The 13,676-nt window shown below is 70.2% G+C and carries 14 protein-coding genes and 1 pseudogene; 8 read left to right on the top strand and 7 right to left on the bottom strand.

Annotated features, from left to right (window positions below; genetic code table 11):
- Nucleotides 1-64 precede the first annotated feature (64 nt).
- The 5 genes and pseudogenes from purU to ATK30_RS15425 all read right to left on the bottom strand — a co-directional run bounded on the left by purU (nucleotide 65) and on the right by ATK30_RS15425 (nucleotide 3,616).
- Nucleotides 65-916: a formyltetrahydrofolate deformylase gene (gene purU, locus ATK30_RS15445; protein WP_208637642.1), complete on the bottom strand. Its 852-nt coding sequence runs from the start codon at nucleotides 914-916 to the stop codon at nucleotides 65-67.
- 45 nt (nucleotides 917-961) lie between these two features.
- Nucleotides 962-1,579: pseudogene (locus ATK30_RS15440) on the bottom strand (maleylpyruvate isomerase family mycothiol-dependent enzyme); the annotation flags it as partial.
- Nucleotides 1,470-2,267 (bottom strand): DedA family protein, encoded by a 798-nt coding sequence (locus ATK30_RS15435; RefSeq protein ID WP_101440851.1) that lies wholly within the window; start codon nucleotides 2,265-2,267, stop codon nucleotides 1,470-1,472. The gene ATK30_RS15435 and the pseudogene ATK30_RS15440, both read right to left, overlap by 110 nt.
- 69 nt (nucleotides 2,268-2,336) lie before the next feature.
- Nucleotides 2,337-3,137 carry an SAM-dependent methyltransferase gene (locus ATK30_RS15430; protein WP_101436188.1) on the bottom strand — a complete coding sequence of 267 codons (801 nt, stop codon included), beginning with the start codon at nucleotides 3,135-3,137 and terminating at the stop codon, nucleotides 2,337-2,339.
- A complete protein-coding gene (locus ATK30_RS15425) occupies nucleotides 3,116-3,616 on the bottom strand; it encodes a DUF2505 domain-containing protein (protein WP_101436187.1) in 501 nt (166 codons plus the stop codon). The genes ATK30_RS15430 and ATK30_RS15425 overlap by 22 nt, the downstream gene beginning before the upstream one ends.
- A gap of 269 nt (nucleotides 3,617-3,885) precedes the next feature.
- On the opposite strand from ATK30_RS15425, the gene ATK30_RS15420 reads away from it, so the two are divergent.
- From ATK30_RS15420 to ATK30_RS15390, 7 genes are all read left to right on the top strand, one after another.
- Nucleotides 3,886-4,941, top strand: coding sequence for a UDP-N-acetylmuramate dehydrogenase (locus ATK30_RS15420; protein ID WP_101440850.1), 1,056 nt, complete (start codon nucleotides 3,886-3,888; stop codon nucleotides 4,939-4,941).
- A 174-nt stretch (nucleotides 4,942-5,115) separates the two neighbouring features.
- Nucleotides 5,116-6,303: a L,D-transpeptidase gene (locus ATK30_RS15415; protein ID WP_101436186.1), complete on the top strand. Its 1,188-nt coding sequence runs from the start codon at nucleotides 5,116-5,118 to the stop codon at nucleotides 6,301-6,303.
- Nucleotides 6,304-6,331: 28 nt separating this feature from the next.
- Nucleotides 6,332-7,156 (top strand): alpha/beta fold hydrolase, encoded by an 825-nt coding sequence (locus ATK30_RS15410; protein ID WP_101436185.1) that lies wholly within the window; start codon nucleotides 6,332-6,334, stop codon nucleotides 7,154-7,156.
- Nucleotides 7,157-7,169: 13 nt separating this feature from the next.
- Complete coding sequence (mshA, locus tag ATK30_RS15405; protein ID WP_167441919.1) at nucleotides 7,170-8,468, top strand: D-inositol-3-phosphate glycosyltransferase; 1,299 nt, start codon at nucleotides 7,170-7,172, stop codon at nucleotides 8,466-8,468.
- The gene (locus ATK30_RS15400) at nucleotides 8,465-8,977 is read left to right on the top strand and encodes a type III secretion system chaperone family protein (RefSeq protein WP_101436184.1); all 513 of its coding nucleotides are present in this window, start codon (nucleotides 8,465-8,467) and stop codon (nucleotides 8,975-8,977) included. Before mshA ends, ATK30_RS15400 begins: the two co-directional genes overlap by 4 nt.
- A 66-nt stretch (nucleotides 8,978-9,043) precedes the next feature.
- Nucleotides 9,044-9,862: a DUF4349 domain-containing protein gene (locus tag ATK30_RS15395; RefSeq protein ID WP_101436183.1), complete on the top strand. Its 819-nt coding sequence runs from the start codon at nucleotides 9,044-9,046 to the stop codon at nucleotides 9,860-9,862.
- Between the two features lie 423 nt (nucleotides 9,863-10,285).
- On the top strand, nucleotides 10,286-11,035 hold the full coding sequence (locus ATK30_RS15390; RefSeq protein ID WP_101440848.1) for a phosphoglyceromutase: 750 nt from the start codon (nucleotides 10,286-10,288) through the stop codon (nucleotides 11,033-11,035).
- A 77-nt stretch (nucleotides 11,036-11,112) separates the two neighbouring features.
- Here the strand turns inward: ATK30_RS15390 and ATK30_RS15385 are convergent, their stop codons facing one another.
- Together ATK30_RS15385 and ATK30_RS15380 are read right to left on the bottom strand one after the other, a co-directional pair.
- Nucleotides 11,113-11,970: a hypothetical protein gene (locus tag ATK30_RS15385; RefSeq protein ID WP_244194621.1), complete on the bottom strand. Its 858-nt coding sequence runs from the start codon at nucleotides 11,968-11,970 to the stop codon at nucleotides 11,113-11,115.
- A 50-nt stretch (nucleotides 11,971-12,020) separates the two neighbouring features.
- Nucleotides 12,021-12,647, bottom strand: a complete 627-nt coding sequence (locus ATK30_RS15380; protein ID WP_101436181.1) for a response regulator transcription factor — start codon at nucleotides 12,645-12,647, stop codon at nucleotides 12,021-12,023.
- Between the two features lie 76 nt (nucleotides 12,648-12,723).
- Here ATK30_RS15380 and ATK30_RS15375 point away from each other — a divergent pair, with 76 nt between their 5' ends.
- Nucleotides 12,724-13,602 (top strand): oxidoreductase, encoded by an 879-nt coding sequence (locus ATK30_RS15375; protein WP_101436180.1) that lies wholly within the window; start codon nucleotides 12,724-12,726, stop codon nucleotides 13,600-13,602.
- Nucleotides 13,603-13,676 lie beyond the last annotated feature (74 nt).

Here is a 13,676-nt window from a genome sequence, read left to right as displayed (position 1 = left end):
GCTCCTTGAGGGAATTAGATTCCCTCAAGGAGCCCTTCACGGACGTTCGGGGAGCCGCGGCGCGTCAGAGCACCATCGTCCGGTTGCCGTGCACCAGAACGCGGCCTTCGAGGTGCCAGCGCAGCCCGCGGGCGAGCGTCACCTTCTCGATGTCGCGGCCCTTGCGCACCAGGTCCTGCACCGAATCGCCGTGGTCGACGCGGATGACGTCCTGTTCGATGATCGGCCCGGCGTCCAGGTCCGCGGTGACGTAATGGCAGGTCGCGCCGACGAGCTTCACGCCGCGGGTGTGCGCCTGGTGGTAGGGCTTCGCGCCGATGAACGACGGCAGGAAGCTGTGGTGGATGTTCAGCGCCCGCCCGGCCCACGCCTCGCACAGCTCCGCGGGCAGCACCTGCATGAACCGCGCCAGCACGATCGCGTGCGGGTCGTGGGCGTCGACCAGTTCGCGGACCTTGGCGAACGCGGCCGCTTTGCCGTCGGGGTCGCCCGCCGGGAACGGCACGTGGTGGAACGGGATCCCGTGCGCGCGGGTGATGTCCGCGAGCGAATCGTGGTTGCCGATCACCGCGGCGATGTCGACGTCCAGTTCGCCGGAGGCGACCCGGCCGAGCAGGTCGTACAGGCAGTGCCCGGCCTTCGACACCAGCACCACCGCGCGCGGGCGCTCGCCGGTGTCGCGCACCTGCCAGCTCGACTCGGCGGACAGTTCGCCGGCCACCTCGCCGAACCGTTCGCGCAATCCCTCGGCGTCGAACGGCAGCGAGTCGGCGCGGACGACCTGGCGGGTGAAGAACCAGCCCGAGTCGGGGTCGGTGTGGTACGCCGCCTCGACGATCATTCCGCCGTGGTCGGCGAGGAAGCCCGAGATGCGGGCGATGATGCCGGTGCGGTCGGGGCAGCCGAAGGTGAGCACGTAACGCTGGGGATCTGACACGTGCCCATTCTCACCGGCCGCTGGTCAGGGCGCTGCGAGGGGCTCCAGAAGGGTGGCGTCGCCGACTTTTTCGGCGTGGTTCGGGCGGCCCCACAGCGCGCGGTAGACGTCGTCGGCCGGGCCGGAGAGCGTGAGGTCCGGGACGCCTTCGCCCAGCGTCGGGGGCTGATCCGGGTGCAGCAGCACGGTCCACGTCCGCGTGTCGGTGCTGACTTGGACGATCCCGGAGCGACCGCTCGGCTGGCAGCGGCGCGGGGTCAGGAAGGCGAGGAACTCGTCGATGCCGTCCTCGGCGAATTCCGTGCGGTACCGGGTGGCCGGCGGCGTCGGCAGGGCGCTTTCCGCGTCGAGCCGGTGGATGGCGAACTCGTGCGCGAGCCGGCGCGTCAAGTCTCCGACGGTGACCGGGCCGCCGTGCGGGAACGGCGAGCGCAGCGGGGTGTCCGCCGGGCGGCGCAGGGCTTCGCGGACGGCCATCCGTTCGCCGTCCCAGCAGCCGAGGGTGTCCTCCCACGTGCTGGCGCGCGGCGGTTCAGCGTTCTGCTCGGTGATCGCCGCGACCGTGTACGAGAGCACCGCCGTCAGGTGCGTCACCAGGTCCCGCACTGTCCACTTCGGACAGTTCTGGACCGGCGCGGCAGGACCCGCGGCGAGCGTCGCGGCCTTGATCCGGTCGGCGTGGATGTCGATCGCTTCCCGCAGGCGTGGCGCGTCCATGAGCCGACCGTAGCCTGCGCACCCGCACTCGCCGACCGAATTCGATGAGCGCGACCAGCAGCAGTCCGAGCAGGAAGGACAGCAGCAGCCCGTACACCGGACGGCCGGCGAACGCGGCACCTCCGGCAAGCCCGATCAGCGCGCTGTACACCGACCACAGGGCCGCGCCAACGGCGTCGAGCGGCACGAATCGGCGCAGCGGGTAGCCGAGGCTCCCGTTGGCCAGCGCGCTCGCGACGCGGCCGCCGGGCAGGTAGCGCGCGGCGATGATCAGCAGCGGCGCTTGCCGGCGGACCTGGTCACGGGCCCATTCGTAGCGTTGCCGTCCGGACGGGCCGCGCTGCAGCCAGGCGGCGGCCCGCGGTCCGGCGGCGCGGCCCACGGCGTAGCCGAGACAGTCGCCCGCCCACGCACCGGCGGCGGAGACGACGACCAGCAGCGCGAGCCTGCCCAGGTCCGGGCCGATCAGGACGGCGACGGTCACCACGGTCGTTTCGCTCGGCATGAACGGGAGCAGCGCGTCCAGTCCGGCGATCGCGAACACGAGCACCCACAGCCAGGGCGAGCCGAGCGTGCCCCGGATCAGCTCGGTGACGTGTTCCAGCAGTTCCACCCGCTCATCGTGAGCACCGAAGGTCACCACGGGATGACCCAGCGGAATGCGGGTGGTGAACAGGTGGGTTCAGCGCGGCGCGACGCTCTCCCAGGCGACGGTCAGCTCGCCGAGCCGTCGCCGGTCCGGATTGCCGAAAACGGGCCAGCCGCGGTCGGCGAGCATGGCGACGGTGGTGGTCCAGCGGGCCCGCACGCCGAAGGAGCGGTGCGGGGCGGCGGCTGCCCAGCACTCGTCCAAAGTGGACATCAGGGCGTGCACGCGTTCGCCGGGAACGTTGCGGTGAATGAGGATTTTCGGCAACCGTTCGGCCACTGTGGACGGACGGTCGAGGTCGGCGAGGCGGAGCGACAGGGTCAGCGTGCGCGGGCCGTCGGCCCCGACCACGACCCACGTGACCAGCCGGCCGATCTCGTCGCAGGTGCCCTCGACGAGCAGGCCGTCCGGCGGCATCGCGTCGAGCATCAGCTGCCACGCGCCGGGGACCTCGTCCTCGGCGTACTGCCGGAGCACGTTGAACGCGCGCACCAGCACCGGCCGCGTCCCGGCCAGCTCGAAGCCGCCGCGCCGGAAGTCGAGCCGCGGCGGATCGGCGGCGGGCAGGGCAGCGGCGACGCGCACCGGGTCGAGTTCGAGCCCGAGCACCCGGACGTCCGGCCGCACGCGCGTCAGCCAGCGAGCCAGTTCGACCGTCGTGACCGGCGACGCTCCGTAGCCGAGATCGACGACAAGGGGACTTTCGCCCCGCCGCAGCAGCCGCGTGACGGCCGGGTCGCTCGCGAGCCAGCGGTCGACCCGGCGCAACCGGTTCGGATTGGTGGTGCCCCTGGTCGGGACTCCCACCGGGGTCAGGCGTGCTCGGCCAGCCACTGCGCGGTGAACTCGTCCTCGCGCCGCAGCAGGTTGACCACCTGCTCGGAGACGAACTCCTCGATCCGCCCGCCGAACAGCGGGATCCGCACGACCACCTCGCCGGTGGTGCGGAAGACGACCTTGCCGCCCTTCGGGGTGAGGTAGGTCGAAGCCCCGATCTCGCCGGGCACGCCGCCGACGCCGACGTCGGACCGGCCGGTGTACTCGTCGCCGGACCGCTTCCAGGTCTGGGTGCGGCGGACGATGATGTCGCCCTTGTGCAGCGCGCGGACGGCTTGGGGGAGCTTTGCCGCCTTGATGCCGTGCTGGAGCTCGTAGCGCACGGAGTCGCCTTCGGCGGTGTAGGCGAGGAGCTTGGCGTCGTCGCCGCCCAGTGCGGCGAGGCGGGCGCGCAGTGCTTCCTCTCCGGCCACTGCGGTGAAGACGTGGTCGAGCGAGCCGTCGAATTCGCCGCGGTGCTCGATGCGGGATCCCATGGGGCGGACATTACCGGGTGGGCGGCTCGTCGCCTGGCGGCGACATTGCATGTGGGTGGTGCTGTGGGGCACCCCGAAGCTTGATTGTGCAGAGGAGGCTTCGTATCGGGGTGCGGGGGAGGTGTGGGTGCCTCGATTGTGGGTGCGTCTGCTGCGGGTGGGTGGTGGGAATGGCTGGTTGGGAAGAGGCGGTGTTCGTGGGGCCGCCGGTTGTTGGGGGTGTCGACCGCTCGTGCTGCCGGGAATTCTCGGTGGGTACCGTCAAGCTCGTGGATCCCGCTGAAACGCCTGGCCTGGCCCGTCTCGCTGAGTACACCACCCTCCGTTTGGGCGGGCCGGTGCGCCGGTTCGTCACCGCGACCACCGCGGCTGACCTTGTCGCCGCGGTGCGCGCGGCGGACGAGTCCGGCGAGCCTGTGTTGTTGCTCGGCGGTGGGTCGAACCTCGTCGTCGGCGATGAAGGGTTCGCGGGGACTCTCGTGCGGATCGCGAACACTGGGTGGACCCGTGACGGCGACGTCGTCGAGGTGGCGGCTGGGCAGGAGTGGGACGCGTTCGTTTCCGCGCTGGTCGACAGTGGTCTCGGCGGGTTGGAATGTCTCTCCGGCATCCCGGGTTCGGTCGGCGCGACGCCGATCCAGAACGTCGGTGCGTACGGCGGTGAGGTGGCTGAGTCGATCGTCTCCGTCGAGTTGTACGACCGGGTCGCGAAGGAGGTGCGCACGGTCAAGGCTGACGAGCTCGGCTTCGCCTACCGCACCAGCGTCCTCAAGGGCACTGACCGCGGCGTGGTGCTCAGTGTGCGGTTCCGGATCGATCCGAGCGGGCAGTCCGCGCCCATTCGGTACGCGGAGCTGGCGCGCACGCTGGGTGTCGAAATCGACGCGAAAGTCCCCGCCGCGCAGGCTCGGGAGGCGGTGCTCGGGCTGCGGCGCGGCAAGGGCATGGTGCTCGACTCCGCCGATCACGACACCTGGAGCGCGGGCTCGTTCTTCACCAACCCGATCGTCCCCGAAGAAGACGCACCGACCGTGCTCGCGAAGATCGCCGAGTCGACTGAGGGCAAGATCCCGCAGTACCCGGCCAAGGACGGCGTGAAGCTGTCCGCCGCGTGGCTCATCGAGCGGGCTGGTTTCGGCAAGGGGTACCCCGGGCCGGGCGGCCGGGTTTCGTTGTCCACCAAGCACACTCTCGCGCTCACCAACCGCGGCGGCGCCAGCACGGAGGACCTGCTCGCGCTGGCTCGCGAGGTTCGCGACGGCGTCGAAGCCCGGTTCGGTGTGCGGCTGTATCCCGAACCACTCTTGATCAACTGTTCACTGTGAAGCCCACGGGGTAACCCGGGCGAGCCAATCAGGAACGAAACGGCGGCAACCGGGCACCGGGTGAAACGTCTTCCGGATGGAGAGGAATTTCCGGTTCGCGGGTAACGTCGAATCGGTCACCGGCGCTCAAATGCGTAGGAGACGCCGGTGCGGGGGACAAGGGGAGGTAAGACCGTGATCGAGCGCCGTACGGTGTTCAAGGCCGTTCTCGCGACCGGCGCGGCGGCGCTGGCCGCCGCGTGCTCGGGCGGCAGCAACGACGGTGCGGCGGTGCCGAAGGGCGGAAACGGCGACAACGGCGGCAAACCCGTTCCTCCGGTGGCGAAGCTCACCGCGAGCCCGGCGGTCGGGGCCAAGGACGCGAGCGTGCGCGAGCCCGTTGTGGTGAAGGTCACCGAAGGCAAGCTCACCGAGGTCAAGCTGACCAACGAGGGCGGCGACGAGATCAAGGGCGAACTCGCCCCCGACGGCCTGTCCTGGACCAGTTCCGAACCGCTCGGCTACGGCAAGAGCTACAGCTACTCGGCCAAGGCGACCGGCACCGACCAGCGGCCCGTCGAGCTGACGGGATCGTTCAGCACGGTCAGCCCGGCCAAGACGGTGCGCGCCACGCTGAACCCCGGCGACGACGCCGAGGTCGGCGTCGCGATGCCGATCAGCGTGAAGTTCAACGGGGGCGCGCCGAAGGACCGGGCCGCGGTCGAGAAGGCGCTGAAGGTCAAGACCAGCAACGACGTCGAGGGCTCGTGGGCCTGGCTGTCGCCGAACCAGGTGGACTGGCGGCCCAAGGAGTACTGGCCCGCCAACACGACCGTCGAGGTCGAGGCCAACCTCTACGGCGTGGACCTGGGCGGGGGCGTCTACGTGAAGTCGGACGTCAGCACCAAGTTCAAGATCGGCCGCAACCAGGTGGTCAAGATCCACACGCCGGACCATGTGATGAAGGTCTACCGCGGCGGCGCGGAGAGCGCGAGCTACCCGTGCTCCAACGGGCTCGACTCGGTCGTCGACCGCAACACCCCGAACGGCACCTTCATCATCATGTCGAAGGAGCCGCACGCGGTGTTCGACAACGCCCGCTACGGCTACACCAACGTCAACAAGAAGTGGGCCTGCCGGTTCTCCAACCACGGCGAATTCATCCACGAGAACCAGGACAACGCGGCCGCGATCGGCAATACGAACAACTCGCACGGCTGCGTGAACCTGCTCGAGGCGGACGCCAAGGCCTACTTCGATTCGGCGATGATCGGCGACCCGGTCGAGGTCACCGGTTCGAAGCTGGGCAGCCCGACCAACTCCGACGTCAAGGACTGGTTCTACGACTGGCCGACCTGGAAGTCGCTCTCGGCCGTGAAGTGATCCACTGTCCGTCTGCTAACAAGTAGAAGTGAACACTGAGGTAACCGGGGCCGGCGGCGTGCGGATCGCACTGCGCGCCGAGGGGCCGGAGAACGCGCGTCCGATCGTCTTCGTGCACGGCTGGGCCCAGTCCGCCGCGGCCTGGTCCGCCCAGCTGGCCGATCCGGCGCTGAGCGAGCGGTTCCGGCTCGTCGCGATGGACCTGCGCGGCCACGGCGGCTCCGACGTCCCCGCGGACGGCTACGACGATCCGGCACAGTGGGCGGGCGACCTCGCCGCGGTGCTCGACTTCGCCGGTCCGGACGCGATTGTCGTCGGCTGGTCCTACGGCGGACTGGTGATCACGGACTACCTGCGGGTGCACGGCACCGCACGGCTCGGCGGCATTGTGCTCGTCGGCGCGATCACCGAGATCGGCCGCAAACGCGAGGGCGGAGCCACCGGGCCGATCATGCGGGCCGCGCTGCCCGCCGCGCTCTCGGACGACGCCGAGGTGGCGATCCCCGCGCTGGTCGAGTTCACCCGGGCCCAGGCCAGCCCGAAGGTGCCCGGCGCGTACGCGCAGGCGATGCTCGGCAGCTCGCTTTCGGTGCCGCCCGCGGTGCGCGGCGCGCTGTTCCGGCGGGACATCGGCAGTGCTGACGTGCTCGCCGCGGTCGACAAGCCGGCGCTGGTGGTGCACGGCTCGGCGGACGGCGTCGTGGATCCTTCGGCGGCCGAGTATTCCGCCGGGAAGATTCCGGGGGCAGTCCTGCGTTGGTTCGTTGAGGCCGGGCATCTGCCGTTCGTCGAGGAGCCGGAGGACTTCAACTCCGTGCTGCGGCGGTTCGCCGGGGACGCAGCAGCCGAGTAGCAGGAGTGACCAGGTGACCCTCAAGGGATTCATCGCTGAGCCGCGCCGGATCGCGGTCTTGTCCGTGCACACCTCCCCGCTCGAGCAGCCGGGCACCGGCGACGCCGGCGGGATGAACGTGTACGTCAGCCAGACCGCGCAGGAGATGGCGCGGCGCGGCATAGAGGTCGAGGTCTTCACTCGGGCGACCTCGTCGGACCAGCCGCCGCTGGCGGAGCTGGCGCCCGGCGTCACGGTGCGGCACGTGCCGGCCGGGCCGTTCGAGCCGCTGGCGCGCGACGAGCTGCCCGCGCAGCTGTGCGCGTTCACCTCGGGCGTGCTGCGCGCGGAGGCGTTTCACGAGCCGGGCTACTACGACCTGATCCACTCGCACTACTGGCTGTCCGGTCAGGTCGGCTGGCTTGCCCGCGACCGCTGGGGCGTGCCGTTGGTGCACACCGCGCACACGCTGGCCAAGGTCAAGAACGCGCTGCTCGCCGAGGGCGACAAGCCCGAGCCGCGGACGCGCGTGATGGGCGAGGAGCAGGTGGTCGCCGAGGCGGACTGTCTGGTCGCGAACACGCAGGTCGAAGCTCGCCAGCTGGTGGATCTCTACGGAGCCGCCACCGACGCGGTGCACGCCGTGCCGCCGGGCGTCGACCTCGAACGGTTCACGCCCGGGTCGCAGCTCGACGCGCGTCGAGAGCTGAACCTGCCGCCGGACGCTGTCGTGCTTGCCTTCGCTGGACGGATCCAGCCGCTCAAGGCGCCGGACGTTCTGTTGCACGCGGCAGCGGAAATGCTGCGGCGGCGGCCGGAATTGGCGTCGCGGCTGGTGGTTTTGGTCGTCGGCGGGCCGTCCGGGACCGGGCTGGAGCAGCCGCAGGCGTTGCGGGAACTGGCGGTGTCGCTGGGCATCGCCGAGCAGGTGCGGTTCCTTCCGCCGCAGAACGGGCTGAAGCTGCGCACCGTGTTCCGCGCGGCCGACGTCGTCGCGGTGCCGAGCTACAACGAATCCTTCGGTTTGGTCGCGCTCGAAGCTCAGGCGTGCGGTACGCCGGTGGTGGCGGCCGAGGTCGGCGGACTGCCGGTCGCGGTGCCGCACGGGGTGTCCGGGCTGCTGGTTCCATCGCACGGCGCGGAGGAATGGGCCGACGCGCTCGCCGCCGTCGCGCTGCGGCCGGACCGGCGGGCCGAACTGGCGGCCAACGCGGTGCGGCACGCGCAGCGGTTTTCGTGGCGGCGCACCACGGATTCCTTGCTCGACATCTATGCTCAGGCGACCAGAGCGTTCCGGCAGGCGCTGGAACTGCGGGCGGAGGTGGCAGTGTGAGCCTTGACGCGACTATCAAGTCCACTTTGGACTCAAGTGGGCTCAAATACGACCGTCGCGGCGAAGGCCGTTATTTCGTGACGTTGCCGGGAACCAAGAAGCTGCAGACCAACTGCTGGCTCGTGGACGGCGACCACGCGTTCTCGGTGGAGGCGTTCGTCTGCCGCCGTCCGGACGAACGGCACGAGGACGTGTACCGGTTCCTGTTGCAGCGCAACGCCCGGCTCTACGGCGTGCATTACACAGTGGACAGTCTGGGCGACATCTACCTCGTCGGCCGCTTCGGCAAGGAGACGGTGACCGAGTCCGAACTGGACAAGATCCTCGGCCAGGTGCTCGAGGCCGCCGACGGCGATTTCAACATCCTGCTGGAAATCGGGTTCGCGACGTCCATCAAACGCGAATGGGACTGGCGCGTCTCGCGCGGCGAATCGCTGGCGAACCTCCAGGCGTTCAAGCACCTCGCCGAACCGGCGAACGGCCATGAACCGGGGTTGACCGAGTCGTAACCGATTCCGTGCAACGGGTCCGCCCCAGGGTCCCGTCTCACCGCCAACGACTGGAGGGAGACGGGAATGCGGACTCGATGGAGATGCGTGCTCGCGGGCACGGCACTGGTGCTGCTGGCCGGATGCAGCGGCACCAGCGCGGACTCGGCGAGATCGGCTGTCGCGCCCGCGCAGCAGGAGGGGGCAGCGCCGCGGCAGGGGAACGCGCAGGCGTCCTTGCCCGAGCCCGGCGCGACTGATCGCAAGCTGGCCCGCAGCGCAAGCCTGGAGCTGACCACGCCGAAGACCGAAGACGTCTTGTCCCGCGCCAAGGCGATCGCCACCGGCGCGGGCGGTTATCCCGGACAAGAGAGCGCGACGGACGATTCCGCGTCGCTGACCTTGTCGGTGCCCGCGGAGAAACTCGACGGCGTGCTCGACCAGCTCGGCGGCCTCGGCCAGGTGAAGCGGCGGGAAATCAGCGCACAGGACGTGACCGCGCAGGTGGTCGACGTGGACGCGCGGCTCGCGACGCAGCGGGCGAGCGTCGACCGGATCCGCGCGTTGCTGGCGAAGGCGCAATCGGTGTCCGAGATCGCGTCCGTAGAGAGCGAGCTGACCAGCAGGCAGGCCACGCTGGAGTCGCTGGAGCGCCAGCAGGCGTCGCTGGCCGGACGGGTCGCGATGGCGACCGTGTCGCTGTCGGTGACGAAGCAGGAGGCTCCGGCGCAGTCCGGCGGCTTCCTCTCCGGGCTGGCCGGCGGATGGGACGCGTTCGTCGCCTTCTGCGACGGGCTGGTGCGGGTGCTCGGCGTGCTGCTGCCGTTCGCGATCGCGTTCGGGATCCCGGCCGGCGCGCTGGTCTGGTGGTTCCGGCGGCGACGGAAGGCCAGGCCCGCGGACTGAGGGGGCTGGCGGAACGGCTCGAGGGAGGGGGGAGTCGCGATCTCGAGCCGTCCCGCTGCAGGTCCCGCCTTGCTGGACCCGGTGACGAGGGGGATGCCAACGGGGCCGGCGGGCCGCGGCTCGGCAGGGGGGAGACGAGCCGCGGTCACTGCCCGTGATCAGCCGGGAGTGCGTGGAATCCGGCTGAGCGGGACATGCCCAACCTGTCAGATGTCGACCAGTAATCACAAGACTACTGGTTACCCCATTCGAGTGAACTTTACTGGCGGGGATAACGGTGTGCAGCGCCTTGCACTCTTTGGCCTGCTTGTCGGCAACCCGCCTGCGCGTCGGGTGAAGGTGTTACTCCCGGGTAACGCACTCTGGGTAGAGGGGGTGGACGCGCTACTGGCGGCGCTGGCGCGCTCTGGCAGGCTGGTGGCCATGGCCGAACTTGGGACCCTGGTGCTGCTGCGGCACGGACAGAGCACGTGGAACGCGGAAAACCTGTTCACCGGCTGGGTGGACGTGCCCCTTTCGGAGACCGGCGAGCGCGAAGCCCGGCAGGGCGGGCAGCTGCTCGCCGAGGCGGGGCTGCTGCCGGAGGTGGTGCACACCTCGCTGCTGCGCCGGGCGATCAGCACGGCGAACATCGCCCTCGACGCCGCCGACCGGCACTGGATCCCGGTCAAGCGCGACTGGCGGCTCAACGAGCGGCACTACGGCGCGCTGCAGGGCAAGAACAAGAAGCAGACGCTGGACGAGTTCGGCGAGGAGCAGTTCATGCTCTGGCGCCGCTCGTACGACACGCCGCCGCCCGCCATCGACCCGAAGGACGAGTTCAGCCAGACCGGCGACGCGCGTTACGCCGACCTCGGCGACCAGGCTCCGCTGACGGAATGCCTGAAGGACGTCGTCGCCCGGCTGCTGCCGTACTGGGAGTCGGCGATCGTCCCCGACCTGCTGGCCGGGCGCACCGTGCTGGTGGCCGCGCACGGCAACTCGCTGCGCGCGCTGGTCAAGCACCTCGACGGGATCTCCGACGACGCCATCGCCGCGCTGAACATCCCGACCGGCATCCCGCTGCGCTACGACCTGACCGAGGGCCTCAAGCCGGTCAAGGCGGGCGGCGAGTACCTGGACCCGGAGGCGGCGAAGGAAGCCGCCGCCGCGGTGGCGAACCAGGGCCGCTGAGCCCTGGTCCGCGGATTCGATTACGCCCGCTGTCCGCTTCTGGGCGGGCAGCGGGCGTAACCGCGTTCACGGCGGGTTCAGGATCCGGAGGCGGTAATCGCCTTCATCCCGGACACCTTCCATTCGGTGCCCTGCCGGACGAGGTCGAGGTGCACCGGCAGCCGGTTTTCCCCGGGGTTCTGCCCGCCGCTGGTCGTCAGCAGGGCAGCCAGCAGCGCCGAGGCGTGGGTGCCGTCCGGGCTGAGTTCGGTCAGCGCGGCCGTCGAGTCCGCTCCGTAGGCCGACTTCTTCCCGGTCTTCTTGATGCTGTCGACGGTCTCCTGGCGGCTCGTCCGGAACTGCGTCAACAGCGGCTCGGCGGCGACGTTTTCCCAGGCCGTGTAGTTCCCGTCGATGTTCTGCGGGTCGACCGTCATCAGGACGCCGCCGTCGCGGCGGGCCGCGTCGACTGCCGAATCCCTCGTGGCGGCAAGGCCTTTCGCCGGACCGGCGGCCGAGGCGATCGGGCCGCGCGGGTCGAAGTTCAAGTCCTGCAGCTGCCAGTGCCCGCTCGTCCGGACCGCGGTGACCAGCATGAGCGCGCCGGCCTGGTTCTTGGCTCCGTCCGGGCGGCTGCTGTGCTGCGTGGCCGCCACCAGCATGCGCGCGTGGTCCGGGGTCAGCTCGGCCAGACCGGTTTCCATGACCTGCGTCTGAGTGGCCACCGGCTCGGTGCGGACCTCGGCGAACGTCTTGTCGAACTGCGCGCGGGCCGCGCCGGTGAGGTACTCCTGCTCGGTTTTCGCGACCTCGTCCGGCTTCGTGGAGTCATAGCTGAACGCCTTCTCCACCGCGCTTTTGATGCCGGACACGGCGTCACTGGTCGCCTTCGCGTCCACATAGGCCACGTTCGGCGGCGCGGGCGGTGGCGCGGAGGCAGGGGGTTGCTCGGACACAGCTCCGCTGCAACCGGCGGTGAGCAGGGCAGCGGCGAGGACAGCGCGCCTCACAGCAGGCCCGCCTCCCGCGCGAGAGCACCCGCTTGGAATCGCGACGTCGCACCCAGTACATCCATCAATTCGGCCACCCGCCGACGGTACGTCCGCAGCCCGACGCCCATCGTCCGGGCCGCCTTTTCGTCCGTGGAACCGGAAGACAGCAGCTCCAGCAGCTGTGGCGTGTACTGCCGCAACTCGGCGAACCGCGTCTCGTACGCCTCCATCGCGGTCGACGAACGCCACGCGGCCTCGAACAGCGACGAGATTCCCCGCACCAGATCCGGTTTGGTGACGACGCTGTAGCCCGGACCGGCGGCGAGGATCGCGATGCGGCCGTCGAGCAGGATCGTCTCGTTGATTTCGTGGTCGCTGATCCGGACTTCCGCGCCGAAGCGGCGCAGCGTCCGCAGATGCTCCACCCCGGCCGGGTCGAGCATGACGCGCGACAGGTAGACCTTGCGGACCCGCAGCTTCCGCCGTTCCGGCAGTTCGGCGGCGAACTTCTGCATGGCGGACCAGGTGTGCAGGTCGTTCGCGGCGCAGGCGAACTCGTCGGCGCCGGCGAGCAGGTGCCCGGCGCGCTCGACCAGTTCGTATTCGTCGCGCACGTCGGCGACTTCCTCGGTTCGGGGCACGTCGTCCAGTGTTCCCGCGTTGGCAGCTTGGTGCCAAACAACCCGGCCGGGACCGGCGGCGAAGCACCCTGGAGACATGACCGAAACGACACTTCCCGCCGCTGCCGCGGGCACCTGGCAGCTCGGCTCCCGCACCGTCAACCGGCTCGGCTTCGGCTCGATGCGGCTCGGCGGTTCGCTCGACCCGAACGCGCCGATCGACGCCGACCGCGCGATTGCGGTGCTGCGCCAGGCCGTGGAGCTGGGCGTGAACCACATCGACACCGCGGCGTTCTACTTCGGAGCCACCTGGTCGGCCAACGCGCTGATCAAGGCCGCGCTCGCGCCGTACGGCGAAGACCTCGTGCTGACCACCAAGGTCGGCCCCTCGCGTGACGAATCCGGCCAGTTCCGCCCGTTCGCCCGCCCTGACGAACTGCGCGGCCAGGTCGAGCAGAACTTGCGCGAACTCGGGCGTGACCACATCGACGTCGTCAACCTGCGCATCGGCACCGGTCTCGAGCGCGGCACCGGCTCGCTCGCCGAGCACTTCGGCGCGCTGGCCGAACTGCGTGCTGAAGGGCTGATCGGCGAGCTGGGGATTTCCAACGTCGGCGCCGAACGCCTCGCCGAGGCGCAGGCGATCGCGCCGGTGGTGTGCGTGCAGAACCAGTACGGCCTGTCCGCCCGTCGCGAGGACGACGAACTGCTGCGGCTGTGCGGCGAGCAGGGCGTGGCGTTCGTGCCGTTCTTCGCGGTCGCGAGTGGTGCGAGTGGACAGTCCGACGAGCGGGTCGCCGAGGTTGCGCGCCGACACGGCGTAACGGACGCTCAGGTCCGGCTGGCGTGGACGCTCGCGCAGGGTCCGCACGTGCTGGCGATCCCCGGTACGAGTGACCCCGCTCACCTGGAGCAGAACGTCGCCGCGGCGGCGCTCAAGCTGACCGACGAGGACCTCGCCGCCCTCGATGCCTAGTGAGGGCGTTGAGCGCCCAGCGGATCGATTTGGCCGAAACATCTCGATCGGGTGAACAGGGCCTGACCCCGAGG

The organism is Amycolatopsis echigonensis (assembly GCF_002846615.1).
Lineage (GTDB): Bacteria > Actinomycetota > Actinomycetes > Mycobacteriales > Pseudonocardiaceae > Amycolatopsis > Amycolatopsis echigonensis.
This window is presented reverse-complemented; position numbering and strand designations above follow the sequence as displayed.

Coding starts and splice junctions, on each gene's coding strand:
- ATK30_RS15425 (WP_101436187.1), bottom strand. CDS start 3,616: ATGGGATCCCGCATCGAGCACCGCGGCGAATTCGACGGCTCGCTCGAC.
- ATK30_RS15395 (WP_101436183.1), top strand. CDS start 9,044: ATGCGGACTCGATGGAGATGCGTGCTCGCGGGCACGGCACTGGTGCTG.
- ATK30_RS15390 (WP_101440848.1), top strand. CDS start 10,286: ATGGCCGAACTTGGGACCCTGGTGCTGCTGCGGCACGGACAGAGCACG.
- ATK30_RS15375 (WP_101436180.1), top strand. CDS start 12,724: ATGACCGAAACGACACTTCCCGCCGCTGCCGCGGGCACCTGGCAGCTC.